The following is a 25,414-nucleotide window of genomic DNA, read 5'->3' as shown; positions in this document are numbered from 1 at the left end:
CGACGTTAGCTGGGGAGCGGGGTCGCATCACGACCACCCGGGAGTCCCCGCACATGACACAGCCTGCGCGCCGCGGCATCACCGCCGCCGTCACCGCCGCCCTGCTGGCCACCGGCCTGAGCCTCGCCGCGCCCGCGGCCGCCGCGGACGACACGACGGCCCCCACGCTGGCCGGTCCGGTCACCTTTGCCCCGGCCACGGTGGACATCACCGATCGTGACGCGCTGAGCGCGGTGCGGATCCCCGTCGCCGACACCGGCAGCGGCGTCGACGCCGTCGAGCTCGTCCTCGCCGGCCCCGGCGTCCCCGGCGCCTCGGTGGATCTGCAGCGGACCTCCGGGACGGCGGCCTCCGGGGTGTGGACCGGAACCCAGTCCTTCAGCTCCCGCTTCGACGTCCCCGGAACCTGGACCGTGACGAGCCTGACGGCGACCGACCGCGCCGGCAACTCCGCCACCCTCGACGCCGGCAGTGCCAGCGTGACGGTCACTCGCACCAGCGACACCGCCGCGCCCGTCCTGGGTGGCGTCTCCGCAGTGACGACCGCCGTCGACACCACCGCGGGTCCGGCCGACGCCACGGTCCGGGTGCGCGCGACCGACGACCTCAGCGGCGTCGTCTCGGGCACGGTGCGCTTCGTCTCCCCCGACGGCGACACCGCCGAGGGCTACCTCAGCGGTCCCCCGGTCGAGGGCACGCCGAAGGACGGCAGCTGGAACGTCGCCGTCACCTTCGGCGCCCGCAGCACGCCGGGCATGTGGCAGCTCGACGCAGTCGAGCTGGCCGACGGCCAGAACAACACCGCCGGCTACGACGCCTCCTCACCGGTGGTCGACCCGCTGCGCATCGCGGTGACCACCGCGGCGGACGACACCGCACCGGTGCTGACGTCGCTGCGTGTCGGTCCGACGAAGCGGTCGACGGCCTACGGCACCTCCGGCTGGGTCTACGCCCGGGTGGGCTACACCGACGACGTCTCGGGGGCGGACACCGTCACGGTGACCCTGAAGCGGCCGAACGGCACGCCGGACGACAACGACCTGCAGCCGATCGCCGTCGCCGACGCGGACATCCGGACCGGCACCTCGCGCAACGGCACCGTCACGGTGCCGATCTACGTCGACGGCCTCGCCAGCGGCAGCTGGAAAGTCGCCGCCGTCGAGATCGACGACGTCGCCGGCAACGTCACGACGGTCACCAGCGGCAGCATCCTCACCGGCGCCGGCTTCGACGTCACCACCGCCGCCGCCGACACCCTGGCCCCGACGATCGGCGACTACACCTTCAGCCCCGCCACCCTGGACGTCCGCAGCAGCGACGGCGCCGGTGTCGTCCTCGTCTCGGGCACCGATCCCGACACCGTGCCCTCGGGCATCGTCTCGGGCAGCGTCGGGCTGCGCAGCCCGAGCGGCAACGAGACCGCCACCGCGACGATCAGCGGCGACGACCTGGCCGCCGGCGACCCGGCCGCGGGCACCTTCCGTGCCCGCTTCACGCTGCCGGCCGGCGCCGAGGACGGTGCCTGGACGGTGACCTCGGTGACGCTGGTCGACGGGGCCGGCCACAGCAGCACCCGCGCCGGCGGCACCCCGAGCCTCACCGTGTTGGGCGCGGGCCGGACCGCGGCCACCGTCCCGGCCGCGCCGACCATCACCCGTGCCACCGTCTCGGGCACCACCGCCAGCCTGGGTTGGAGCGCCCCCGACAACGGCGGCGCCGCGATCACCGGCTACCGGGTCTCGGCGGCGAGTGCCGGGCTGCCCACCCGCAGCGTCTCGGCGGCGGCGACGGCGACCTCGACGACGGTCCCGGACCTCGTCCGCGGCCGCAGCTGGACCTTCACCGTCACCGCCCGCAACGCAGTGGGCGAGGGGCCGGCGTCGGCGCAGAGCGACCCGGTCGCGGTGGCCGCGGGCGTGCCGCGGGCCCCGCAGGCCGGGACGGCGACCGCCGCCGGCGACGGGACGAGCGCGCTCGTCACGTGGTCGGCGCCGACCGACGACGGCGGTTCGGCGATCACCGGCTACCGCGTGATCCCGCTCCGCGACGGCGTCGCACAGGCCGCCGTGGAGGTGGCGGGCGCGACGCAGACGACGGTGGACGGTCTGGATCGGGGCCGCACCTACACCTTCCGGGTGGTGGCCAGCAACGCCATGGGTGACAGCCTCGCCTCCCAGCCGACGGGCTCGGTGACGGTGCCGGCCACGGTCCCGGCCGCGCCGGTCGTCACCTCGGCCGTCCCGACCGGCCGGACCGTCACGGTCCGCTGGAGCGCTCCGGACGACGGCGGCGCGCCCATCACCGGGTACCGCGTGACGGGCACCCCCGCCGGCAGCTGCCTCAGCACCACGACCACCTGCACGGTGACGGGGCTGGCGGAGGGGATCGACTACTCCTTCACCGTCGCCGCCACGAACCGCGTCGGGGCCGGCGACACCTCACCGGAGTCCCCGGTCGTCACGGCGCAGGCGCCGCGTCCGGCCGCGCTGGCGGTCTCCTCGCTGCCGCGGACAGTGGTCCGGGGAACCACCGCGACCGTGACCGGGCGCCTCTCCTCGGCCGGTTCCGGGGTCGCCGGGGCGCTGGTCCGCGCCCAGTACCGGCTCGCCGGGACCTCCAGCTGGGTGACGGCGGCGAGCGCGCGCACCGCCACGGACGGCAGCGTCCGGCTGACCGGGCTGCGCCTGGCTCGCACCGCTTCGGTGCGGCTGGTGTCGGTCTCGGTCGGTGACTACGTGGCGGCCACCTCGCCGGCGCGGACCGTGGCAGTCAGCCGCGTCGTCACGCTCGGCAAGCCCCGGTCCAGCGTCGCCCGCGGCCGTGCGGTGACGCTGCGGGGAACGGTGAGCCCGCTGCATCGGGGCGTGCTCGCGGTCCAGCGGTGGAGTGGCGGCCGGTGGCAGCAGGTCACTGCCCGCCGGGTGGCCGGCTCGACCTACAGCTTCTCAGTGACGCCCACCCGCCGCGGGACGGTGAGCTACCGGGTCGTTGCCGCCGGGGACAGCCACTTCGCCACCGCGCACAGCGTCACCCGGACCGTCCGGGTGCGCTGAGCGCCTTCGGGGTCGCACGACCGGTCGTGGCCGTCCGGGGAGCTCAGGTGGCGAGCGGCTCGGTGGTCATGACCGACTCGCGCAGGTCTGCCACGGCCCGGTCCATCGGGGCGAGCGCGTCGTCCACCTCGGCCAGCGCGTCGGGTCCGATGTGGCGCAGCGTGTCCAGCCGCATCGCCGCGGCGAAGACCTCCTGGATCGCCAGGTGGTGGATCTCCTCCTCGGCCGCGTAGCGCGCCCGCAGCGCGTCGATCCGCGCCTGCTCGGCGCGGACCGCGGACTCGGCCCGGATCCGGGCACCGACATCGGTGACCTGGACGCTCACCCCGACGACGCGTCCGCAGACCCGGCGCGGCAGGAACTCGGCGCGGATGTCGTGCGGCCGCTCGGCGTTGCGCGCGGCGAAGGGCCGCTCCACCACGACGTGAGACCCGGCCAGCGCCGCCCGCGCCAGCGGGACCACCCGCTCGTAGGCCTCGCGGTCGGCCAGCTCGCGGTAGTGGCGACCCACCACCGCTGCCGGGTCGGGCCGGCCGAGCCACCGGGCCGCCGTGGCGTTGGCGTACTGGTTGACGATGTCGTGGTTCCAGACGGCGAGGCCGAGCGGGACGTGCTCGAGCAGCAGCCGCATCTCCTCGGCGTCGAGACCGAGCTGGTTGCCCTCCCGGTAGCCCTCCGGCGCGCGCTGGCCACGGTCGACGGGGCCGGCGAGGACGCCGTTGGCGTGCACCGCATGCGGCTGGTTCTCGGCCGGGTGGAGGGGGACGCGCCACTCGACGGTGGTGCCGCCGTCGGCGTTGATGTGCCACAGGCACGAGCCGTCACGTTCCAGCGCCGCGCTGCGGAGCCGGTCCAACCCGCCGCCGGGCTGCGGCCGGATCAGGCTGGTGCCGTCGTCGGAGACGACCAGGACCAGGTCGCCGTGCTCGACGCCGACCGTCACCTCCACGCGTTCGGCGGCGGCGTGGCGCGCGACGTTGTCCAGGGTGACGTCCATGGCGTGGCCCAGGTGCAGCGCCAGGTCGTGGTCGACGGCGTCCAGGGTGCCCATGACCAGCAGCGAGGGGGCGAAGCCGAGGCGGACCTCGGCCCGCTCCACACGTTCGCGGACGATGCGTTCGGGGCCGGGGGGACGTCCCGGGCCGGGACGGTGAGCCACCAGGGTCCGCAGCCGACGGGCGGCGTCGCCGAGCGAGCGTGCCGCGTCGCTGATCTCCGTGGCGTGCGCCGGGTGCCGCTCGGCGACGGCGGCGAGGTCGGCGGCCATCCGGTTCAGCGTCTCGGTGGCGGCGTGCTGCTTGTCGATCGCGGCGAGCTCGCGGGCGCCGATCGCCGCGGCACGGGCAGCGAGCTCCTGACGCGCGAACTCGGCCCGGACCCGGCCGGTGACGTCGCTGGCCATCGTGACGACCCCGCGGATCTCGCCGTCGACGACGAACGGCACGTAGGTCACCAGGGAGTGCCGACGAACGCCGTTGGGGAGCGTGTTGATGCGCTCGAAGGTCTGCTTGCGCCCCTCGCGGACGGCGTCGTAGTACGGCTTGGACTCGTTGAAGGTGGCGCTGCCGACCATGCGGTCAGGGGTGCAGCCGACCAGGTCGTGCGGCTGCAGACCGAACCAGGGCACGTGCGCCCAGTTGGCGAAGCGGTTCCGCAGCTCCATGTCGAAGAAGGCGATGACGGCGGGGACGTCGTCCAGGACGGAGGCCAGCTCGGCAGCTGTCCGCAGCGGACCGCCCTCGCCACCTGCCGGCTCGGCGGTGGCGCGACGGGGCGCGACCGCGTCCGACTCCATGGTGCTCCATCCTCCGTCCCGGCTGTTCGAGACTGCCTTCACGTGCTCCTCACGAATGTGTCATGCGCACCGACGTGGAGAAAGAACCCTTTGGTCCTCAAGTCCGCGTCGGAGCTGGCTGCGGCACCGGCCGGGGCCTGCCCGAGCGCCATACTCGCTGCGGCCATTCGGCAGCTGTCCAGGGGGTGCGTGTGCTGCGCAGGGCGAGCCGTCCGGGCCGGGCGTCGATGAGCTGGCCGAAGACCGTGCCGTAGCCCCGACCGGCGTAGTCGCGCCGCACCACCAGGGCACTCTCGGCGGCCGACGGGAGGCAGCCGGCGACGATGCGGGGCCAGTCCGCGACCGGGGAGTCGGTGAACCACGGCGCGAACTTCGTCGTCTTCGCGTCATCGGCGTCGACGCCGTGGGGGGTGAGCAGGTGGGTGCCGGCACCGAGCTCGGTCCGCTGCAGCGTCACCGCATCCCAGGTCCAGACCGTCACGCCGCCGGCAGCCACCAGCAGGAGCTGGAAACTCGCCATCGCCTCGTGGCTGACGACATCGGTCCATGCCGCACCGTGACGGACCGCGGCCAGCGGCAGCAGGCCCCGCGATGGGGTGCCGCCGAGACGCTCGGTGCGGTTGACGATCAGCGCCGTGGTGGCGGTCGCGACGTCGGTGACACACCAGCTGCCACCGGCGATGCGGTCCCGGCCGCCGATGACGTCCGGCTGCTCGGGCCACCAGGCGTCGGGCTCGTCGAAGTCACGCCCGACGAATTCGTCGCGCAGCGCCAGCACGGGCACCGCCTCACCCGCGGCGCCGATCCTGATCACGACCGTGCACACGGCCGCCGAACCTACCCGAGGATCGCCTCGGCGACCTCGACGAAGAGCGCCGCGCGGTCCGCGCCGTCCGGGGCGATGAGCTGGACCGCCACCTGGTCGGCCCCGGCGTCGAGGTGCTGGCGCAGCTGGGCCGCGATGGACGCGGCGTCGCCGTGCGCGACGAGCGCGTCGATGAGGGCATCGCTGCCGCCGTCGGCGATGTCGGCCTCCGTCCAGCCGAGCCGCTGCAGGTTGCTGACGTAGTTCGTCAGGTGCAGGTACGGCTGGTCGACCGGCGGTCGTCCCAGCGCCCGGGCGGCGACGGGATCGGTCTCGACGACGACCTTGTGCTCGGGGACGAGCAGGGCGTCCGGCCCGAGGATGTCCCGGGCGCGCCGGGTGTGCTCCGGCGGGACGAGGTAGGGGTGGGCCCCGGCGCTGCGGTCGCGGGAGAGCTCCAGCACCTTCGGTCCCAGCGCGGCGAGGACGCGCTCGTCGGCCGGGACGCCCTCGGCGTCCAGGATGTCGAGGTAGTCCACGAGCGCCTGGTACGGGCGCCGGTAGTCCGAGGTCGCCTCCGGGTGGCCGACGCCGATGCCGAGCAGGAACCGGCCGGGGTGGGCGTCGGTGATCCGGCGGTGGGAGGCGGCGACCTCGCGGGCGTCGGCCGACCAGATGTTCACGATGCCGGTCGCGACGACGACGTTCTCGGTGGCGTCCAGCAGCGGCTCGACCTCGCCCAGGTCCGCCGGCGGCGAGCCGCCCAGCCAGATCGTGCTGTAGCCGGCCCGCTCCAGCCGGTGCGCGAGGGTCGGGTCGAACTGGGACGAGTGGCCCCAGGCGCCCAGGGTGCCGAGTGTCGGAGTGCTCATATCGGGCACAACGCCGACCGGGTCCGATGGCTTCCCCGCGCCGTGGGAAGGATGGGCACATGGACTTTCGCTACCTCGGCAACTCTGGCCTGCAGATCTCCGAGATCACCTACGGCAACTGGCTGACCCACGGCTCGCAGATCGAGAACGACATCGCGACGCAGTGCGTCCATGCCGCCCTCGACCACGGCATCACCACCTTCGACACCGCCGACGTCTACGCCAACGGCAAGGCCGAGACGGTGCTCGGCGAGGCGCTGAAGGGTCAGCGGCGCGAGAGCCTGGAGGTCTTCACCAAGGTCTTCTTCCCGGTCGGACCGGACCCCAAGGGCAAGAACGACACCGGCCTGTCCCGCAAGCACATCCGCGAGGGCATCGACAACTCGCTGCGACGGCTGCAGATGGACTACGTCGACCTCTACCAGGCCCACCGCTACGACACCTTCACCCCGCTGGAGGAGACGATGCAGGCCTTCGCCGATGTCGTCCACGCCGGCAAGGCGCTCTACATCGGCGTCAGCGAGTGGACGGCCGCGCAGATCCGTGCCGCCGCCATCCTCGCCCGCGACCTCGGCATCTCGCTGGTCTCCAACCAGCCGCAGTACTCGATGCTGTGGCGCGTCATCGAGGGCGACGTGGTCCCGGCGAGCCGCGAGCTGGGCCTGGGGCAGATCGTCTGGTCGCCGATCGCGCAGGGCGTGCTCACCGGCAAGTATCAGCCCGGCCAGGAGCCGCCGGCCGGTTCCCGCGCCACGGACACCGCCGGCGGCGCGGACATGATCAAGCGCTTCATGAACGACAAGGTGCTGACCCGCGTGCAGAACCTGCAGCCCATCGCCGCGGACCTCGGACTCTCCATGGCCGCCCTCGCCGTGGCGTGGGTGCTGCAGAACGACAACGTCTCGGCCGCCATCATCGGGGCCTCCAAGCCCGAGCAGATCGCCGACAACGTCAAGGCCAGCGGCGTCACCATCCCCGCCGAGGCACTCGCCCGCATCGACGAGGCGCTGGGTGACGTCGTCACCGGTGACCCGTCGCTGACCGACAAGTCGACGCCGCGCAGGCGCATGGTCTGAGCGGGCTCGCCCGGAATCGGGGAGACTGGGGCCATGATCTACGGCGTTCTCGTGTTCGTGGCGGCGCTGATCCTCGAGGCGCCGCTGTGGCTGGCGCTCGTCAGCGGCGTGGTCGTCGGCGCCCTCGGCTGGCTGACCGCGCCGCTGCGGCGCCGCCGGCGGGAGCGGCTCGCCGCCGAGCGCGCTGCGCGTCGGGCCGCGTTGCGGGCGCAGAAGCGGGCCCAGATCAAGGACTCCATCGAGCGGCGCACCGGCCTGGACGTCGACGTGCTCGGCGGCGCGGCCCGGGACGCCGCCCGTGCGGCCGGTAGCCGGGTGACGACGCGGCTGCGCCAGCGCACGGAGAAGCGGCGACCGCAGCCGCGGCGGCCGGACAACTGGCTCGACCTGGACCACGATTACGAGGCGATGCGCTCCCAGGCGCTCACCGAGGAGGCACTGCGCCTCAACGAAGAGCTGCGACGCCAGCAGCGGTCCTGAGCTCGGACCGCGGCCGTCCCGACGAGATCAGGTGGAGATGTCGGGGTACGGAAGCGACAGGTGGGAGAGCTGGGCGGCGTAGTCGAGCTGCATGGCCAGCGGCGCGGAGTGATCACGTTCGAACATGGCGATCCAGAGCGTCAGGGTGAGGAACGGATGCACGCCCAGCTCGAAGAGGCGGACGTGATCGTGAGTGGCGAGCGCGGTGCGTTCCTCGTCGGTGAAGCTCAGCCAGGTGGTGGCCTCGCCGACGTGGCAGTTGAGGATGACGCTGGCCTGCTCGGCCTCCCACCACGCCACCGTGCCGGCGGGGTCCTCCCGGTAGCGCTCGACCAGGTCGGGGTCGCGGTCGACGGTGTAGAGGAACTTGTCGACGAGGTACTTGCTCACGCCGGCACCCCGTTCGGGTACCAGGTGAAGTAGGCCTCCATGGTGTGGAAGAGGTCCAGGCTGTCGGCGTAGTCGGCCTTGGCGTAGCCGGCCACGCCCATCATCAGCATGAAGTCCATGAACCCGTGCGTCGCGTTGCCGGGGGCGTGCAAGCTGTCGAGCGTCACCTCCGACAGGCAGCCGTCGATGTCGCCGTTGGCGATCCACTCCACCGCTTTGGCGTCGAACTCCGGATCGGGGCCGTGCGGCCCGAACTGACGCGGACCGCCGAGCTCCAGCGACAGGTGCCCGGTGCCGATCACCGCGACGCGCAGCTGTGACGGCCACGCCTCGATGAGCTCCCGGATCGTCTGGCCCAGCTTGACGAAGCGCTCCGGTCGCGGCAGTGGCGGCGCGAAGATGTTGGTGTAGATCGGCACCACCGGCAGGTCGTTCTGCGGCCGGGTGGTGATGATCGGACAGGTGATGGAGTGGTCCACCCGCAGTTCGTTGGAGAACGCCAGGTCGAAGTCGCGGTCGATGCCCTCACGCAGGATGTAGGCAGACAGCTCCTCGTGGCCCTTGAGCAGCATCCGGGGCAGGCCGAACTCGCGCTCCTCGTTGTAGTAGTTGGCGTCGTAGAACGGTGCCTTGCCGACGAGGAACTGCGGCATGTTGTCCAGCCACAGCTGGTGGAAGTGGTCCGAGCCGACCATGACGAGGACGTCCGGACGGGCGCGGGTCAGCGTCTCGCGATACGCCTCGACCTTGCGCACCCACTCCGCCGCGAAGGGTGGCGCCTCCTCCGGCGGCAGCAGGCTGGTCTTGTAGAAGAACGGGTGGTGCGTCGTCGCGAGCACCGCCACCAGTTGAGCCATGCGAGCTTCCCTTCGTCTCCTGGAACGTACAACTGTCCGCCTGGCGGACACAAGGTGCCGGGTGTGGAACGATGCCTCCCGTGGCCGGCCGTGGAACAGGACCCGACTTCGTGGAGGCGCTTGCCCGCGGGCTCGACGTCCTGACCTGCTTCGACGACCTGCACCGGGAGATGACGCTGGCCGAGGTGGCGGCGGCCACGGATCTGGCCCGGCCCACTGCCCGCCGCCTGCTGCTGACCCTGGCCGAGCTGGGCTACGTCCGGCAGCTGGACGGCCGGTTCGCCCTCACCCCGGCCGTGCTGCGCCTCGGTTCGGCCTACGCCAGCTCGCTGGGGTTGTGGGAGATGGCGCGGCCGCACCTGGAGGAGTTGGTCGCACAGACCCGCGAGTCGTCGTCGATGAGCCAGCTGGACGGCTCGGACATCGTCTACGTCGCGCGGGTCTCCGTCCCGAAGATCATCACGCTCCGCGTCGAGATCGGGACCCGGTTCCCGGCAGTCGTCGCCTCGCAGGGCAAGGTGCTGCTCGCCGCCCTGGAACCCGACGAGCTGACGCGCGTGCTGCGCGAGCCGACCCGCTCCGGCCTTCCCGCGCCGCGCATCGACCGGGCGGCCCTCGACGGCGAGCTGGCCACGGTGCGCGAGCGCGGCTGGGCCCTGGCCGACGAGGAGCTGGCACCGGGCGTCCGCTCCATCGCGGCACCGGTCCGCGACGGCAGCGGCGAGGTCCGCGCGGCGGTGAACGTGACCGTCCACGCTGCCGAGACGAGCGTGGCGACGCTCACCGGCACGCACCTGCCGCTGCTGCTCCGCGCCGCGGACGCCATCTCGGCGGACTGGTCGAGGTGGCAGTCGCGACCTCACGTCGGCGGCTGACCCGTCACCGACGCTCGTGCGTCGAGGCGTCGGCGTACTCGGTGTACGTGTAGGGGTTGTCGAGCACCTTCGACTCGGGGATGTCCGGCGTCATGCCCCGGGCCCACTCGTCCTCGCCCAGGGTCTCGCGCAGGTAGGTGACGGTCTCCTCGATCGCCGCCCGCACCCGCGCCAGGTCCGCCCCCACCAGCTTGCCGCCGCGTTTGAGCACCTCGCCGCCGACCAGCACCGTGTCGACATCGCCGCGCTGGGCCTGGAAGACGACGTGGCCGTACGGGTTCAGGATCGGGAACATCACCGGCGAGTCGTCGTTCTTGATGAGCACGATGTCGGCCTGCTTGCCGGCCTCGAGGCTGCCGATCCGGTCGTCCATGCCCAGGGCCCGGGCGCCACCACGCGTGGCCCACTCGACGACATCGCCGGCGCGGACGGCGAGGTTGGTGACGGTGCCACCGACGGCGTGCGCCTCGGTGTGCTCGCGGGCGTGGTCCGACGAGAGCGTGGCCCGCATGGCCGAGAAGGCATCCGCGCTCCACCAGACGCTGGAGTCCATCGACAGCGAGATGCCGATGTCGTGCCGCCGCAGCGCCCAGCTCGACGGGTAACCCTGGCCGCAGGTCGACTCGCTCTCGGCCGAGACCGAGGCCGTCCCGCCGGTGGCCGCGATGCGCTGGTAGGAGTCGTCGCTCAGCGTCGCCGCGTGGACGTAGACGGTCTCGGGCGTCATGAAGCCGCCCTCGTACATGAGCCGGATGCCGTCGTCGTTCGTGGCGCCCCACACCCCGGCGTGAGTCGTCACCGCCAGACCCAGCTCGCGGGCCGCCTCGAAGGCCGCCCGTTCCGGGAAGGTGGGATCGCCGGTCACGTCGAAGGCCAGCTGGACGCCGAGCCGGTCGTCGCGCGGGACCTCCGCCAGGAAGGAGCGCACCTCGGGACTGGCGGCCCACTCCCAGGGCGCGGCCTGGATGTTGCCGTAAGCCAGCACGAAGCGGGCCGGCACCTGGCGCAGGGCGTCGACGGCGGCGCGGGCGTGATCGGTCGTCTGCAGGTTGTGCGACCAGTCGACGCTCGTGGTGACCCCGGCCTCGACCGCCTCCCACGCGGAGAGCAGGTTGCCGGCGTAGATGTCCTGCGGCCGGAACAGCTTGCCGTGCTCGAGGTAGTTCCAGACGAAGTACTGGGTCAGCGTCCAGTCCGCCCCGTAACCGCGCATCGCGGTCTGCCACATGTGGCGGTGGGTGTCGACCATGCCGGGCATGACGATGCCGCCGCGGGCGTCGATCGCCTCGGTGCCCTCGGGCACCTCGAGATCAGGGCCGACGCGCTCGATCCGCCCGTCGACGACGAGGACGTCGGCGTCCGGCCAGACGGTACGGGCGTCGTCCATCACCAGGACGGTGCCGTGCCGGAAGACGATCGGGGTGCGGCTCATCGCGTGCTACCTTCCGTTCAAGGACGGACATGTGTCCGTCTGGTGGACACGCTCGGGTAACGTCGACGACATGTCAAGGAGCAGCCGATGAGTGGACCGCTCGACGGGCTCGTCGTCGCGGACTTCAGCCGGGTGCTCGCCGGGCCCTACTGCACGATGCTGCTGGCCGACCTCGGCGCGGACGTGATCAAGGTCGAGTCGTCCGCCGGCGACGACACCCGGCACTGGGTCCCGCCGCGCCGCGGGGACACCGGCACCTACTACCTCGCGATCAACCGCAACAAGCGCTCGATCGTGCTGGACCTCGCCGACGCCGACGACGTCGCGGTAGCCCATCGGCTCACCGAACGCGCCGATATCGTCATCCAGAACTTCAAACCCGGCGGGCTGCGCAAGTTCGGCCTCGACTACGAATCGGTGCGGGCGCGCCGCGCGGACAGCATCTACTGCTCGATCAGCGGTTTCGGCGCGGGCGAGGGTGCGAGGCTGCCGGGCTACGACCTGCTCGTGCAGGCGGTCTCCGGGCTGATGAGCCTCACCGGTGACCCCGACGGGCCGCCGTTCCGTGCCGGCATCTCCGTCTTCGACGTCATGACCGGGCTGCAGTCGGCCATCGGCATCCTCGCCGCGGTGCACCACCGCGATCGCACCGGCACCGGGCAGCACGTCGAGACGAACCTGCTCTCGACGGCACTGTCGACGCTGGTCAACCAGACCTCGGCCTACGTCGCCGGTGACGTCGTGCCGCACCGGATGGGCAATGCCCACCTCTCGCTCTTCCCGTACGAACCGCTGCCGACCGGTGACGGCGAGCTCATCGTCATCGCCGGCAACGACGCGCAGTTCCGCACCCTCGCGGCCGCCCTCGGCATCCCCGAGGTCGCCGACGACGCACGGTTCGCCAGCGTGGGAGCCCGCAACGACAACCGCGACGAGCTGCGGCCGATCCTGCTGGCCCGGCTCGCCACCCGGTCGGCGCAGGAGTGGTTCGAGACGCTCTCGGCGGCGGGCATCCCCTGCGGACCCATCAACGACGTCCGCGGCGGGGTCGAACTCGCCACCTCGCTGGGACTGGATCCGGTCGTGGAGCCGGGCGGGATCCCCTCGATCCGCAACCCGATCGGGTTGTCGGCCACGCCGGCCCGCTACGACCTCGCGCCACCGGCGCTGGACGAGCACGGCGCCGAGATCCGCGCCTGGTTGGAGAGCTGATGAGCGACGACAGGCAGTATCCGACCTCGCTGGGCGTGTCGACGGCCGAGACCATCTCGCTCTTCGGCCAGGACCTGCCGGCCGACCTCATCGGCAAGATCAGCTTCGGCCACCTCGCCTACCGGCTGATCACCCTGCAGGAGCCGACGCCGCAGCAGTCCCGTGTCTTCGAGGCGGTCCTCGTCGCGCTCGCCGACCACGGCTTCACACCGACGGCCATCGCCGCCCGGCTGACCTTTCTCAGTGCCCCCGACGCCATCCAGGGAGCGCTCGCGGCCGGCCTGCTCGGCGGCGGTTCCCGCTTCCTCGGCGTCAGCGAGGACACCGGCGCCTTCCTGGCCGCCGCACTGCCGGCGGACGGCGCGCTGCCGCAGTCGGACCACGACTGGGACGAGCTGGCCCGCACCGCGATCGCCGAGCGCCGCGCCGGCGGTGGCCTCGTCCCGGGCCTCGGTCACCACCTGCACAAGCAGGGCGACCCACGGGTGCCGGTGCTGATCGGGATCGCGCGCGAGGAGGGGAGCTACGGTCCGCACCTCGCCCTCTTCGAGGCCGTCGGCCGCGTGGCCCCCGAGGCACTGGGCAAGGCGTTGCCGCTCAACGGCGCCGGTGTCTGCGGAGCCGTGCTCGCCGACCTCGGCATCCCGCTGGAGCTGCTGCGGGGGGTGGTGCTGCTGGCGCGGTGCGCCGGCCTGCTCGGACACCTCGCCGAGGAGATGCGGACCCCCATCGCCCGAGAGATCTTCGCCGACGTCGAGTCGCACGCCGTCTACCGCCCCGCGGAGTGATCCGAAGGCGCGCTCGCTCCCCGCAGGTGCGGACAGATTGCCGCCAAAGCGGACAAATCGCTACGATGGTCGCCCACATTCCCGACCTTTCGGAGGGTGAGTCGTGGCTCGCGCCCGCATATCGACGACCGTCGTCATGTTCATCGGTGTCCTGTTGGCAGGGTTGCTGGCCGCATCGCCGGCCACCGCGGACGAGGCCAGATCGATGTCGGTCAGCTCGTCGTCGTCCACGGCAGACATCGCCGCGCTGCAACATCTGCTGACCGCCGCGGGCGTGTCGACCACCGCCGACGGTGACTTCGGCCCGCAGACGACGGCGTCGGTGGAGACGTTCCAGTCCCAGCACGGCCTGGAGGTCGACGGCATTCCCGGCCCGAACACCATGGCTGCGCTGGTGCCGGTCATCTCCTCCGGCAGCTCGAACAGCGAGGCCGTCTCGGCGGCGCAGACGCTGCTGGTGGCTCGGGGCTACGGCATCGACGTGGACGGCCAGTTCGGGCCGGCGACCGAGAACGCCGTCACCAGCTTCCAGAGCTCGCAGTCGCTCACCGCGGACGGCATCGTCGGCCAGGCCACCTGGTCCTACCTCTTCGGCACCGGTTCGAGCGCCCCGCCCAGCGGCGACTGCGACGCCGTCACCTCCGGTGTCCCGGAGTCCCAGACGGTGGTCGCCGCGTCGAACATCCGGGTGAACACCTGCCTGGCCGGTGCCGTGCAGCAGATGGTCTCGGACGCGGCCTCGGCCGGGATCTCCCTGTCGGCGAACAGCTCGTGGCGCGACCCGTCGGAGCAGATCGAGCTGCGCAAGCAGAACTGCGGCACCAGCGACTACGCGATCTACCAGATGCCGGCCTCGGACTGCTCGCCGCCGACCGCCATCCCCGGCACCTCGCGCCACGAGCGCGGCCTGGCCATCGACTTCGCCGACTGCGGCAGCCATGACACGGCGGTCTTCTCCTGGCTGGCGGACAACGCGTCGCGCTACCACCTCTACAACCTGCCGAGCGAGTCCTGGCACTGGAGCTGGGACGGCGAATGACGGCACGCCGGGGGCTGCGGGCGACCCCGCAGCCCCCGGCGGCTACGTCTCGCCGCCGGACCGGCTGTCCCGCGATCAGCAGGCAGCCGGGTGTGGGTCAGCGGGGAGGGTGTCAGTAGGCCTTGGCCACGAGCGCGAATGCGTCGTCGAGCTGGGCGTCGGCGGGGACGGTGCCCTCGGCCGTCTGCAGGCAGCGCACCGTGATCGCCGCGCCGGCCAGGGATTTCTCGCCCTCGCCGGAGACGACCGACCACGGCAGCCGGGCCCAATCACCGGCCTCGCAGGCCGCTCGCGCCGCATCGACCGAGTCGACGGTGTGCATCCGGCCGTCGCGGTCGCGGGTCGCCGCCTCGAGTAGGCGGGCCTGTCCCTGATCGAGGCCCGTGCGCACCGCCTCCACGAGCCCGGCCAACGGCACCGGACCCCGGGTCCCGGCGAGGCGGTCGACGTAGCCGGCCGTCCCCTCCTGCAGGTCACGGGGGCCGATCTCGATCCGGACCGGCACGCCCTTGAGCTCCCAGTCGACGGCCCGCCGACCGAAGGCGGTGTCGACGCGATCGTCGAGCCGAGCCCGCACGCCCGCCCGGCTGAGGTCGTCCACGAGGCGCGAGGCCACCTCCACCGTCTCGGCCTTCACCGCGACGACCACGCACTGGACGGGCGCGATCCGCGGCGGGATCCGCAGCCCCGCGTCGTCACCGTGCACCATGATCAGCCCGCCGACCATCCGGGTCGAGGAGCCCCACGACGTCGTCCAGGCCAGCTCCCGCTCGCCGGAGGTGGCGAGGTAGTCGATGTCGAACGCCCGGGCGAAGTTCTGGCCCAGCTCGTGTGACGTCCCCATCTGCAGGGCCTTGCCGTCACGCGTCATGGCCTCACAGGTCATTGTGTTCACCGCACCGGCGAAGCGCTCGGCGGCGGTCTTGCGTCCCACGAAGACGGGGATCGCGAGGTCGTTGACCATGAAGTCGGCATAGACGTCGCGCAGGATGCGGAAGGCGTAGGCGCTGGCGTCCTCGGCCGTGGCGTGCGCGGTGTGCCCCTCCTGCCACAGGAACTCCGAGGTGCGCAGGAACAGCCGGGGTCGCAGCTCCCATCGCACCACGTTGGCCCACTGGTTGAGCAGCAGCGGCAGGTCGCGGTGGCTCTGCACCCACTTGGCCATGTACTCGCCGATGACCGTCTCGGAGGTGGGTCGCACGACGACCGGCTCGGTCAGCTCCTTGCCACCGGCCACCGTGACGACGGCGAGCTCCGGGCTGAAGCCCTCTACGTGCTCGGCCTCGCGCTGCAGGTAGGACTGCGGGATGAAGAGCGGGAAGTAGGCATTCTCGGCACCGGCCGCCTTGATGCGCAGGTCCATGTTCGCCTGCATGCGTTCCCAGATGCCGTAGCCGTAGGGCCGGATCACCATCGTCCCGCGCACCGGCCCGTTGTCGGCCAGTTCGGCCTTGGCGATCACGTCCTGATACCAGCGCGGAAAGTCCTGATCCTGCGGGGTCAGCACCGGTTGCTTGGCCATGGGCGGAGCCTACCGACGCCCCGCTCCGCCCCCGTCTTTCCGGCGGGGCGCACAGCCGAGAAGGTCGGCACCCGACCGGTCCAGGTTCGGACGCCCGTTACTTTCACTTCTTGCGTAGCTTGCACTGACTCGTCCTCCAGGTACCATCTGAGCTATGGGCAAGACCGCGACCGTCCGCCCCGTCGGTACCCACGCGTCCCGACGGCAGGCCCTCCGCGAGGTCGTGGCCGAGGGGGCGGCCGAGCTGTTCGATCATGCCGACCCGCACGAGCAGCGGCTGCTCGTCGAGGCCGTGCGCACCGCCAGTCCAGTCGACGACACCGAGGCTCTCGACGAGAACCTTTGGGGGCCGGCCCCGACCCCGGCCGAGGACAGCGCCGCCCAGATCGCGTTGCTGCACCGCCGCTTCGAAGACCGGCGCCGACTCGAGGAGCAATCCCTGACCCGCGACCAGGCCGCCGAGTTGCTCGACGTCACCCCGCAGATGGTCACCGAATACCTGCGCAAGGGTGACCTGCTCGGCCTCAAGAGCGGGCGCTCATGGCTCATTCCGGCGTGGGAATTCGAACCCGACGCCGAACGCGGCTTCCTGCCCGGGCTGCGCCAACTCCAGCGCGCCTTCCCCGGCGGCGTCGTCACCCTGACCCGGTGGATCACCCGCCCCAGCGCGGATCTGAACGCCCGTACGCCGCGCGACGCGATCGCCGCCGGCGACGTCGACAAGGTCCTCGACCTCGCTTCCACGCTGACCGCCGCCGGGTGGTAGTCCAGCTACCGCCCCCGACCAGACCGCTACCGCGCGGCGGCGCCACCTGCACCTGGCAGCGCGGCAGCAAGCCCCGCTGGCAATGGGTGCGGATCTATCACCAGGGCCACTACAGCCCGCACGGAGACAGCGCTCGCACCTACGGGCCGATCGCCCGGTTCGACCCGCACCGACCCGATCCGGCCGGGCACCGGCAGGACGACCCGGACGGACGATCGGTGCTGTACGTGGGCGCGAACCTCGCGACCAGCTTCTGCGAGGTCTTCGGCGAGAGCCGGGACGCCGGCCTATGCCCGAGCTGGCGCGCCGCCATCGTCGAACCGGCCCGCCCGATGGTGCTGTTCGACCTGTGCCGGGCTGGCGCAGCGATGGCCATCGGAGCGCTCCCCGCACTCGCCGACGGCAACGAGGACCGCGACCTGACCCAACAGTGGGCCCGGGCCATCTACGAGGACCAGCCCGGCCGCCGGCCGGTCACCGGGATCCGGTACCGCTCCGCCTACAACAGCGGCATCTCCCTCGCGCTGTGGGACAGCAATGGCCGGGTCCGGACCCGGCTCAGCGGAGGCCGCCTCGCCGACCAGCCGCTCTCCTCTCCCGCCGTCCTGCCCCGACTCCGCCAGATCTGCCTCGTCAGGCACATCAACCTCGAACTCATCTCCTCCGCCGCGTGCAAGGACTGCCCCTGATCCGGCGCTCTGTAGATGCACGTACGCACGGGGACCGGCGCCAGAGTTATCTCGTAGCGATGGCGAGAGTCGCGGCCCGGCAAAAGCCCGGCCAACCCGGCGGAGCCCGACATCTGCGGAGGGCGTGGGATTCGAACCCACGATGACGCTTCCGCGCCATAGCGGTTTTCAAGACCGCCGCACTAGGCCACTATGCGAGCCCTCCAGGTGGTGCAGCGACGACCTTACTGAGCATCCCGGCCGGCTCCTACCGCGGCTTGACGAAACGTTGAGGTGGGCTTGGGTCCGTCCTGAGCCGCAGCGGCCGAGGCTGGCGTGGTCGCCGATCGGCGGCCCCGACCAGCAGGAGACGAGATGACCACGCCCGACCAGCAGCCGCAGACCCCGCCGGCCGAGCCCTACCGTCCGATCTACACCCCACCGGTCGACCCCGGCCGGACGAAGCGACGGGTCACCGCCGCGGTGGCGGCCGTCGCGGCGGCCGCGGTGATCGGCGGCGGGACCTACGCTCTCGCCCGCAGCACCGACGACTCGGCCACGGTCAGCTCGGCGCGGGGCCCCGGTGGCGGCGGTGGTCAGGGGATGCCGGGTGGCGGCCGCGGCGGGTTCACACCCCCGTCCGGAACGGTCACCGCCGCGACCGCCAGCAGCGTCACCGTCAAGCTCAGCACCGGGACCACCACGACGTACACCCTGGCCAGCGGCGGTGTCGTCGAGAAGGACGGCGCCACCAGCTCGCTCTCGGCGCTCAAGGCGGGCGACAAGGTCGTCGTCCTCACCGGACGCCCCGGCGCGACGAGCGGCACCTCCACAGCGGCCGAGCGCATCCTCGCCGGGACCTCCGCCACCCGCGCCTTCGGTCGCGACAGCAACGGCTCGAACGGCCAGGGCGGCGGCCAGGGCGGCGGCCAGGGCGGCGGCCAGGGCGGCGGCCAGGGCGGCGGCCAGGGCGGCGGCCAGGGCGGCGGCCAGGGCGGCGGTCAGGGCGGCGGTCAGGGTGGGCCGAACAGCCAGGGCGGCCCCGCCGCCTAAACCGCCGCCGAGACCGGCGGCGCGTCGTGGGCGATGTGGGCGAGCTGGCGCCAGATGAGCACGACGAAGACGGCGGAGCCGACGAAGGCGAACCAGAACGGCGCCGTCACCCCGTAGTGCTGGGCCAGCACGCCGCCGACCCCCGAGCCGATGACCAGCCCACCGAAGACACCGACCAGGTTGACGCTGTTCACCCGCCCCTGCAGGGCGGTCGGCACAGCACGCTGCCGAACGGTGATCGACGTGGTGCCCCAGACGAAGGCGTGGGCGCCGAAGACGAAGAAGATCGACAGCGCGACCCAGGGCAGGGTGGTCAACGCCAGGCCGAGGTGCGTCAGCGTCTCGATGATCAGCCCGATCCGCATGAGGTTGCCGAGGCTGACGTAGCGGGTGATCTTGTCGTAGAGCAGCGTCGCGACGAGGCCACCCGCCGCCTGGACCGTCGTCACCAGCCCGAAACCGACACTGCCGAGGTCCAGCCGCTCCGTGGCGTAGAGGACGAGCACCGACCAGGCGGCGCCGAAGGTCAGATTGAAGATGAAGATCGTCAAGACGAGCGTCCGGACGGCAGCGTGACGGACGACGAAGCCGAATCCGGCCGCGATGTCGCGGCGCAGCGTCGACGTCCCCGGCTGCCGGCCGTGCGACGGCAGCGCGACCCGCGAGACGAGGGCGACCGACACCGCCACCAGCACCGCCTGCGAGGCGAAGGGCCATGCCACCCCGACCGTGAAGACGGCGGCACCCAGCGGCGGTCCCGCCAGCTGGTTCAGCGTGACGAAACCGGTCTGCAGCCGTGCGTTGCCTATCGCCAGATCGTCACGGGCGACCAGCATCGGCAGCAGCGTCTGCGACGCGTTGTCGGCGAAGACCTCCGCGGTGCCGAGCAGGAAGAGCGCCCCCAGCGCCAGCCCCACCGACACCGTCCCCGTCACGACGGTCGTCACCAGCACGGCCAGGACCGCGACCCGCGCGGTGTCGACGGCCATGACGATGGCGCGTCGGTCCAGCCGGTCGGTGAGGACGCCGGCCAGCAGTCCGAAGACGAGCGGGGGCAGCCACTGCACGGTGGCGCCGAGGGCGATGAGGAAGGCCGAGTCCGTCTGGGACGCAATCAGCAGCGGCCCCGCAGCGAGGGCGAGACCGTCGCCGAAGTTTGACGTCCACGTCGAGGCGAGCAGCCAGCGGAACCCGCGCCCGAAACGGGACGGGGCCACGGCCTCGACGACGCGACTCACCCGGCGACGCTATCGCCCCGGGACCACTGACTTTCAGGTCAGAGCGAGTACTCCTTGCCCACCTGCAGCTTGTCCGTCGAGGAATCGAAGATCTCGTAGCTCGCCGAACCGGAGGTCGTGTGACCGCCCACGGCCTTGATGGTCAGCACCGTCTCGAGGCCGTCGGCCGACTTCTCGCGGGTGAAGAACACCGTGCAGGACTTGCCCTTGACGTTCTTGGCTCCGGCGGAGGCGTGTCGCAACCCGGTGCCGAACTTCGAGGCGTCCTTGGCGTCTCCCTTGAGCGCGTCGTTCAGGGCCCCCGACGCGCAGTTCTTCGCCAGCTGCGGCAGCGCGGCCTTGACCTTGGCCAGCAGCGCGTCGTCGCTGGCGACCTTGGTCTTGCCGTAGTAGAAGGTCATCGCCTCCTGCGCCTTGCTCACCTTCAGGGCGCGGGTGCCGTGGGCCTTGATCGCGTCGAACATCCCGACGACGGCCCGATCCTTGCGGGAACGCCGTCCGACCTCGCTTCGCAGTCGCTCGATCCGGTTGGTGAGCGTCGTCTGCATCTCGCTGAGCTCGGCGTGCTGCCGGGCGAAGAAGGGCACCTTCGCGCCCTTGACCTTGATCGTCTGCAGCAGCGGCTCGACCTTCTTCAGGCCCGCCTGCATCGTGGCGAGGTGCTCGCTGGTGAGGACGTCGGACGGGTCGGTCATGCGGACTCCCTCTCGCGGGCCCCGAGCCGGGGCAGGTGGGCTCAGGCTAGCCCCGACAGGCCGGTACGACCATGACCTTGCCGACCAACCTCGATGGCGGGTGTGGGCCAGACCACGAGAAAATGGAGTGACCACCTCCGCATCGGGGGGTAGCGTCTTCGACGAAGCGGAGGGACCCACTCCGCTAGTCATCTTCTCGGGAGACCCTCGTGACCACCACCCTCAGCAAGCCGGCACCGCCGGTCGGCGGGGACGTCCACAGCAAGCGCTGGTGGATTCTCGCCGTCCTCGGCCTCGCCCAGCTCATGGTCGTGCTCGACTCGACCATCGTGAACATCGCGCTGCCCACCGCGCAGACCGATCTCGCCTTCGACAACGCCGACCGGCAGTGGATCGTCACCGCCTACGCGCTCGCGTTCGGCAGCCTGCTGCTCATCGGCGGCCGTGTCGCCGACTTCTTCGGCCGCAAGGCGACGCTGATCGTCGGCCTCACCGGTTTCGCGGTCGCCTCTGCGGTCGGCGGCGCCGCCGTCAACTTCGGCATGCTCGTCGCGGCCCGCGCCGTCCAGGGCGTCTTCGGCGCGCTGCTGGCCCCCGCGATCCTCGCGCTGCTCACCACGACCTTCACCGAGGCCAAGGAGCGTGGCAAGGCCTTCGGCATCTTCGGTGCCATCGCCGGCGCCGGCGCCTCGATCGGCCTACTCCTCGGTGGCTTCCTCACCGAGTACGCGAACTGGCGCTGGACGCTCTACGTCAACCTCGTCTTCGCCGTCGCCGCCATCATCGGCGCCGTGCTGCTGCTGCCCAAGTGGGAGCGGCCGGCCGAGCGGCAGCGTTCGGACACCTGGGGCACGATCACCGTCACGCTGGGTCTCTTCGCCCTGGTCTACGGCTTCAGCAACGCCGAGCAGGAGTCCTGGTCGCACCCGCTGACCATCGTCTGCCTCGTCGCGGCCGCCGTCCTGCTCGCGGCCTTCGTCCTCGTGGAGCGGGTCGTCGAGCACCCGATCCTGCCGCTGCGCATCGTCACCGACCGCAACCGCGGTGGCGCGCTGCTGGTCATGTTCCTCGCCGGCATCGGCATGTTCGCGGTGTTCCTCTTCCTCACCTACTACCTGCAGGGCAACCTGCGCTACAGCCCGGTGAAGTCCGGCGTGGCCTTCCTGCCCCTCACCGCGGCGATCATCGTCGTCGCCTCGGTCGGCAGCACGATCCTGGTGCAGAAGTTCTCCGGACGCGTGCTCATCCCGGCCGGCATGATCATCGCCGCCGTCGGTCTGGCGCTGCTCACCCGCATCACGGTCGAGGGCAACTACGTCAGCAGCGTGCTGCCCGCCACGATCATCATGGGCGTCGGGCTCGGCCTGGTCTTCGCACCCGGCTTCAACCTCGCCGTGCTCGGCGTCGAACCGCACGACGCCGGCGTCGCCTCGGCGTCGGTGAACGCGATGCAGCAGGTCGGCGGCGCCGTCGGCACCGCGCTCTTCAACACGGTCGCCGCCTCGGTGCTGACCAGCTACGTCACCGACAACCAGGCCAAGGTGGCCGCCGCACCGGCCAGCCTGCGGGAGCAGGCCGGACAGCTGCTGCAGGCGCAGGCCGCCGTGCACAGCTACCAGGTCGCCTTCTGGATCGCGGCCGCCGTCTTCGCCGCCGGTGGTGTGATCGCGGCCCTCATCCTCAAGTCGGGGATCGCTCAGGCCGACCCGGATGCGCCGATGGCGCACGTAGGCTGACACGTCAGCTACCCACCACGCACGACGGACGGGAGTTTCTCGTATGACCACCATCGACAGTGACGTCGAGCAGGACTCGGTCACGGGAAGCTCCCGTCCGCTGCGCAAGGACGCGGCGCGCAACCGGCAGGCCCTCATCGACGCCGGCCGCGTCGTCTTCGCCGAGCGCGGACTGGACGCCAGCCTCGACGACGTCGCCCACCACGCCGGGCTCGGCGTCGGCACCGCCTACCGGCACTTCGCCAACAAGCGAGAGCTGGCGCGGGCGATCTTCGCCGAGGGCGTGGACCGGATGCTCGATCTCGCCGACTCCGCCGCGGCCGATCCCGACCCGTGGGCGGGTCTGGTGCGCTTCCTGGAGGGCGCGGCCGAGGCGCAGTGTGCCGACCGCGGCCTGCGGGAGACCCTCATGGGCTTCCACGACGTCGAGTCCTTCGACCGGATCCAGGAGCGGCTCACCGTCGCCCTGGAGTCGATCATCGCCCGCGGCCGCGAGGCCGGCGCGCTGCGGCCGGACGCCGCCCCGACGGACATCGGCGTCATCGTGATCATGCTCGGCACGGTCGCCGACATCGGCGGGGACGCCAACACCGGGTTGTGGCGTCGCTACCTACCGCTGCTGCTCGCCGGTCTGCGGCCGGGCGGCCCGGCCCTGGACGAGTCACCCCTCAGCCTCGACGACCTGCGCCGGGCGATGGTCTCCTACAAGCAGCGCGGCTGCGGCTGAGCCCTGCTCGACCCGAGGCCCTACTCGACCAGAGCGGCCCGAAGCGCTGCGGAGTCGTCCTCGCTCCAGCCGTGGTCCCGCAGCCACGCGCCCGCCCCGCCGAAGTCCTCGTCGAGCGCGGCGAGCAGACCCGCCATCGTCTCGGCGCGAGGCGTGTGTCGGCTCGCATCCGCACCCGCCGCGGCGATGTCGGCCCGGTAGGTGTCGCTGGCCCGCAGCCGGGCAAGGATGGCGTCGATGCGGTCGGCCGTGAGCGCGTAGTCGGCGACGATGTCGGCGGCCGGGACGCCGACCTCGGTCAGGGCGAGCGCCACGACGACGCCGGTCCGGTCCTTGCCGGCCGCGCAGTGGACGACGGTGGCGCCGGCACTGGTCGCGATCGTGCGCAACGCCGTCACGATCGAGTCGGGACGGTCGCGCAGATAGCCGAGATACACCCCGACCGCCCCCGGACGGGTCTCCTCCCGCCCGTCGGTCGCACGCTCCTGCCACGGCAGGACGACCGGCCCGTCGACCGCCACCACGTCGGTGGCCTGCCCCGCCTCCGGGAAGAGCGAGAGGTGCTGCACCCGGACCGCCGGCTCCCGCGTCATCGGCCCCGGTCCCTCGGCCCGCACCTCGACCCCGGTGCGCAGGTCGACCACATCCCGGACGCCGACCTCGTCGACGAGCCGGCGGACGTCGCGCTGGCTGAGTCCCTGCAGGTTGTCCGACCGGATCAGCCGGCGCGGCCGAAGCCGCCGACCGTCCTGCGTCGTCAACCCGGCGAGGTCGCGGACGTTGGCGGCACCGTCGAGGTCGATCCAGTGGGGGGTGGTCACCCCTCGAGCCTAGATTCGCCGCGGCCGGACGCGGGCCGGCGGTCCCGTGACCGGAAAGCAGATTGTGCGCGACGAGTCGGCCACATTCGGTGAGGAGCCCGCCGGGCCCGGCAACAGTCAGGACATGATCATCTCGCAGGTGCCCCGTCCGGGACGCGCGTGGCGACGGCTGGTGGCTCCCATGGCGGCCATCCTCGCGTGGGACGTCGGCGTCGTCCTGGCCTATGAGTTCGGCATCCCGGGCCTCAACGGCATCTCGATCCAGTACTCGCTCTTCGGCACCGCGATCGCGCTCTTCCTAGGCTTCATGGTCAACGCCTCCTACGCGCGGTGGTGGGAGGCACGCACCCTGTGGGGGTCGGTGGTCAACAACTCGCGCAGCCTCGCCCGCCAGGCCGTGACGACCCTGGACCGGCCGTCGGCCGACACCCGCCCCGACCTGGTGGACGAGCTGGTCCGGGCCCAGATCGCCTACGTCCACTCGCTGCGGACCTCGCTGCGCAGGCAGGAGCTGCCCGCCGAGGTCAGGACCTACCTCACCGCCGAGGCCCACCTCGGCGCCTCGCGGGCCACCAACGTCCCCACCGCCATCCTCACCCACATCGGGCTGCTGCTCTCCGAGGCCGAGCGCCGCGGCATGGTCAGCGACATCTCGCGGCAGCGGATCGAGTCGACGCTCACCGTCCTCAGCGACGCCCAGGGCGGTCTGGAACGGATCAAGAACACCCCGCTGCCGGTGCAGTACCGCTTCCTGCCGTCGTTCTTCTCCCGCGTCTTCGCGCTCATCCTGCCCTTCGCCATCGTCCGCGACCTGCACTGGTTCACGCCGGTGGGGTCCGGACTCGTTGCGCTGATGTTCCTGCTCGCCGTCCAGGTCGGTCAGGACCTGGCCGAGCCCTTCGTGGACGACGTCCACGACGTCCCCATGACCACCATCTGCCGCACCATCGAGATCGATCTGCTCGAGATGATCGGCGAGAGCGCGCCGGAGGCCGTCCGGCCCGTGGACGAGGTGCTCTGGTGATCTAAGCTCCTCGCCGAGGGCCACCGCGCCGCACCTGACCCACCGGGACACCGCTCCCGCCGGGTCTGCTCTTGAGGAGCGGTCATGACCGATCAACCCCTTACCGGCGTCAGCTTCGGCCGCGCCGCCCCCACCGTCGCCGTGAGCGACATGCCGCGGGCGATCAGCTTCTACACCGAGACCCTCGGCATGCAGCTGACCTTCAGCAACGGCTCCCCCGTGGGCTTCGCGATCCTGCGGCGCGACGCCGCCGAGCTGCACCTGACCCTTGCCCGCGGTCACCGTGGCAGCACGAACAACGTGGCGCACATCCTCGTCTCGGACGCCGACGCGCTGTACCGGCACCTCGAGGCGGCGGGCGTCCGGATCGTGAAGTCGCTGCGCACCGTCACCGAGGGTGTGCGGGGCTTCGTCTTCGCCGATCCGGACGGCAACCGGATCGACGTCGGCGAGCAGCTGCGCTGACGAAGACCCAACCGCCTCCGACCGC

24 protein-coding genes and 1 tRNA gene are annotated in these 25,414 nt (G+C 71.9%); 14 read left to right on the top strand and 11 right to left on the bottom strand.

Annotated elements, in window-relative coordinates; all coding sequences use genetic code 11:
* The first annotated feature begins 53 nt into the window (after window positions 1-53).
* Window positions 54-3,053: a fibronectin type III domain-containing protein gene (locus AC0NZQ_RS03630; protein ID WP_474528276.1), complete on the top strand. Its 3,000-nt coding sequence runs from the start codon at window positions 54-56 to the stop codon at window positions 3,051-3,053.
* A gap of 43 nt (window positions 3,054-3,096) precedes the next feature.
* On the opposite strand, the gene AC0NZQ_RS03625 is transcribed toward AC0NZQ_RS03630, so the two are convergent.
* The 3 genes from AC0NZQ_RS03625 to AC0NZQ_RS03615 form a co-directional block, all read right to left on the bottom strand.
* Window positions 3,097-4,848: a PAS domain-containing protein gene (locus AC0NZQ_RS03625; protein ID WP_474528275.1), complete on the bottom strand. Its 1,752-nt coding sequence runs from the start codon at window positions 4,846-4,848 to the stop codon at window positions 3,097-3,099.
* A gap of 97 nt (window positions 4,849-4,945) precedes the next feature.
* A complete protein-coding gene (locus AC0NZQ_RS03620; RefSeq protein ID WP_474528274.1) occupies window positions 4,946-5,674 on the bottom strand; it encodes an NRDE family protein in 729 nt (242 codons plus the stop codon).
* A gap of 11 nt (window positions 5,675-5,685) precedes the next feature.
* Complete coding sequence (locus tag AC0NZQ_RS03615) at window positions 5,686-6,525, bottom strand: LLM class F420-dependent oxidoreductase (protein ID WP_474528273.1); 840 nt, start codon at window positions 6,523-6,525, stop codon at window positions 5,686-5,688.
* Window positions 6,526-6,584: 59 nt separating this feature from the next.
* Between AC0NZQ_RS03615 and AC0NZQ_RS03610 the strand changes: the two genes are divergently transcribed.
* Both AC0NZQ_RS03610 and AC0NZQ_RS03605 read left to right on the top strand, forming a co-directional pair.
* Window positions 6,585-7,601, top strand: a complete 1,017-nt coding sequence (locus AC0NZQ_RS03610) for an aldo/keto reductase family protein (protein ID WP_474528272.1) — start codon at window positions 6,585-6,587, stop codon at window positions 7,599-7,601.
* 33 nt (window positions 7,602-7,634) lie between these two features.
* A complete protein-coding gene (locus tag AC0NZQ_RS03605) occupies window positions 7,635-8,081 on the top strand; it encodes a hypothetical protein (RefSeq protein ID WP_474528271.1) in 447 nt (148 codons plus the stop codon).
* A gap of 27 nt (window positions 8,082-8,108) precedes the next feature.
* On the opposite strand, the gene AC0NZQ_RS03600 is transcribed toward AC0NZQ_RS03605, so the two are convergent.
* On the bottom strand, window positions 8,109-8,471 hold the full coding sequence (locus AC0NZQ_RS03600) for a hypothetical protein (RefSeq protein WP_474528270.1): 363 nt from the start codon (window positions 8,469-8,471) through the stop codon (window positions 8,109-8,111).
* Window positions 8,468-9,328 (bottom strand): DODA-type extradiol aromatic ring-opening family dioxygenase, encoded by an 861-nt coding sequence (locus tag AC0NZQ_RS03595; RefSeq protein WP_474528269.1) that lies wholly within the window; start codon window positions 9,326-9,328, stop codon window positions 8,468-8,470. The genes AC0NZQ_RS03600 and AC0NZQ_RS03595 overlap by 4 nt, the downstream gene beginning before the upstream one ends.
* Before the next feature lie 80 nt (window positions 9,329-9,408).
* Here AC0NZQ_RS03595 and AC0NZQ_RS03590 point away from each other — a divergent pair, with 80 nt between their 5' ends.
* Window positions 9,409-10,203, top strand: a complete 795-nt coding sequence (locus tag AC0NZQ_RS03590; RefSeq protein ID WP_474528268.1) for an IclR family transcriptional regulator domain-containing protein — start codon at window positions 9,409-9,411, stop codon at window positions 10,201-10,203.
* Between the two features lie 4 nt (window positions 10,204-10,207).
* On the opposite strand, the gene AC0NZQ_RS03585 is transcribed toward AC0NZQ_RS03590, so the two are convergent.
* Entirely contained in the window at window positions 10,208-11,635 is a 1,428-nt protein-coding gene (locus AC0NZQ_RS03585) for an amidohydrolase family protein (RefSeq protein WP_474528267.1), read from the bottom strand.
* Window positions 11,636-11,722: 87 nt separating this feature from the next.
* Here AC0NZQ_RS03585 and AC0NZQ_RS03580 point away from each other — a divergent pair, with 87 nt between their 5' ends.
* The 3 genes from AC0NZQ_RS03580 (at window position 11,723) to AC0NZQ_RS03570 (ending at window position 14,674) form a co-directional block, all read left to right on the top strand.
* The gene (locus AC0NZQ_RS03580) at window positions 11,723-12,847 is read left to right on the top strand and encodes a CaiB/BaiF CoA transferase family protein (protein ID WP_474528266.1); all 1,125 of its coding nucleotides are present in this window, start codon (window positions 11,723-11,725) and stop codon (window positions 12,845-12,847) included.
* The gene (locus tag AC0NZQ_RS03575; RefSeq protein ID WP_474528265.1) at window positions 12,847-13,635 is read left to right on the top strand and encodes a citryl-CoA lyase; all 789 of its coding nucleotides are present in this window, start codon (window positions 12,847-12,849) and stop codon (window positions 13,633-13,635) included. The genes AC0NZQ_RS03580 and AC0NZQ_RS03575 overlap by 1 nt, the downstream gene beginning before the upstream one ends.
* A gap of 103 nt (window positions 13,636-13,738) precedes the next feature.
* Window positions 13,739-14,674 carry a peptidoglycan-binding protein gene (locus tag AC0NZQ_RS03570; protein ID WP_474528264.1) on the top strand — a complete coding sequence of 312 codons (936 nt, stop codon included), beginning with the start codon at window positions 13,739-13,741 and terminating at the stop codon, window positions 14,672-14,674.
* 112 nt (window positions 14,675-14,786) lie between these two features.
* Here AC0NZQ_RS03570 and proS read toward each other — a convergent pair whose 3' ends face one another.
* Complete coding sequence (gene proS / locus AC0NZQ_RS03565; RefSeq protein WP_474528263.1) at window positions 14,787-16,196, bottom strand: proline--tRNA ligase; 1,410 nt, start codon at window positions 16,194-16,196, stop codon at window positions 14,787-14,789.
* Between the two features lie 154 nt (window positions 16,197-16,350).
* On the opposite strand from proS, the gene AC0NZQ_RS03560 reads away from it, so the two are divergent.
* A complete protein-coding gene (locus tag AC0NZQ_RS03560; protein ID WP_474528262.1) occupies window positions 16,351-16,962 on the top strand; it encodes a helix-turn-helix domain-containing protein in 612 nt (203 codons plus the stop codon).
* Window positions 16,845-17,651 carry an RES family NAD+ phosphorylase gene (locus AC0NZQ_RS03555; protein ID WP_474528261.1) on the top strand — a complete coding sequence of 269 codons (807 nt, stop codon included), beginning with the start codon at window positions 16,845-16,847 and terminating at the stop codon, window positions 17,649-17,651. The genes AC0NZQ_RS03560 and AC0NZQ_RS03555 overlap by 118 nt, the downstream gene beginning before the upstream one ends.
* 116 nt (window positions 17,652-17,767) lie before the next feature.
* Here the strand turns inward: AC0NZQ_RS03555 and AC0NZQ_RS03550 are convergent.
* Window positions 17,768-17,856, bottom strand: a tRNA-Ser gene (locus AC0NZQ_RS03550).
* A gap of 149 nt (window positions 17,857-18,005) precedes the next feature.
* On the opposite strand from AC0NZQ_RS03550, the gene AC0NZQ_RS03545 reads away from it, so the two are divergent.
* Entirely contained in the window at window positions 18,006-18,683 is a 678-nt protein-coding gene (locus AC0NZQ_RS03545; RefSeq protein ID WP_474528260.1) for a hypothetical protein, read from the top strand.
* Here the strand turns inward: AC0NZQ_RS03545 and AC0NZQ_RS03540 are convergent.
* Together AC0NZQ_RS03540 and AC0NZQ_RS03535 are read right to left on the bottom strand one after the other, a co-directional pair.
* Window positions 18,680-19,921, bottom strand: coding sequence for an MFS transporter (locus tag AC0NZQ_RS03540; RefSeq protein WP_474528259.1), 1,242 nt, complete (start codon window positions 19,919-19,921; stop codon window positions 18,680-18,682). The genes AC0NZQ_RS03545 and AC0NZQ_RS03540 overlap by 4 nt on opposite strands.
* Window positions 19,922-19,959: 38 nt before the next feature.
* Window positions 19,960-20,616, bottom strand: coding sequence for a hypothetical protein (locus tag AC0NZQ_RS03535; RefSeq protein ID WP_474528258.1), 657 nt, complete (start codon window positions 20,614-20,616; stop codon window positions 19,960-19,962).
* Window positions 20,617-20,825: 209 nt separating this feature from the next.
* Here AC0NZQ_RS03535 and AC0NZQ_RS03530 point away from each other — a divergent pair, with 209 nt between their 5' ends.
* Both AC0NZQ_RS03530 and AC0NZQ_RS03525 read left to right on the top strand, forming a co-directional pair.
* Window positions 20,826-22,352, top strand: coding sequence for an MFS transporter (locus AC0NZQ_RS03530; RefSeq protein ID WP_474528257.1), 1,527 nt, complete (start codon window positions 20,826-20,828; stop codon window positions 22,350-22,352).
* 43 nt (window positions 22,353-22,395) lie between these two features.
* Window positions 22,396-23,079: a TetR/AcrR family transcriptional regulator gene (locus AC0NZQ_RS03525; RefSeq protein ID WP_474528256.1), complete on the top strand. Its 684-nt coding sequence runs from the start codon at window positions 22,396-22,398 to the stop codon at window positions 23,077-23,079.
* Window positions 23,080-23,099: 20 nt separating this feature from the next.
* Here AC0NZQ_RS03525 and AC0NZQ_RS03520 read toward each other — a convergent pair whose 3' ends face one another.
* Complete coding sequence (locus tag AC0NZQ_RS03520) at window positions 23,100-23,900, bottom strand: tyrosine-protein phosphatase (protein ID WP_474528255.1); 801 nt, start codon at window positions 23,898-23,900, stop codon at window positions 23,100-23,102.
* Window positions 23,901-24,024: 124 nt separating this feature from the next.
* Between AC0NZQ_RS03520 and AC0NZQ_RS03515 the strand changes: the two genes are divergently transcribed.
* Together AC0NZQ_RS03515 and AC0NZQ_RS03510 are read left to right on the top strand one after the other, a co-directional pair.
* Entirely contained in the window at window positions 24,025-24,924 is a 900-nt protein-coding gene (locus AC0NZQ_RS03515) for a bestrophin family protein (RefSeq protein WP_474528254.1), read from the top strand.
* 84 nt (window positions 24,925-25,008) lie between these two features.
* Complete coding sequence (locus AC0NZQ_RS03510; protein ID WP_474528253.1) at window positions 25,009-25,389, top strand: VOC family protein; 381 nt, start codon at window positions 25,009-25,011, stop codon at window positions 25,387-25,389.
* The last annotated feature ends 25 nt before the right edge of the window (window positions 25,390-25,414 follow it).

Source organism: Jatrophihabitans sp. sgz311053 (assembly GCF_056135305.1).
Note: the sequence above shows the minus strand (reverse complement) of the source record. Positions and strands in the feature narration are given on the sequence as shown.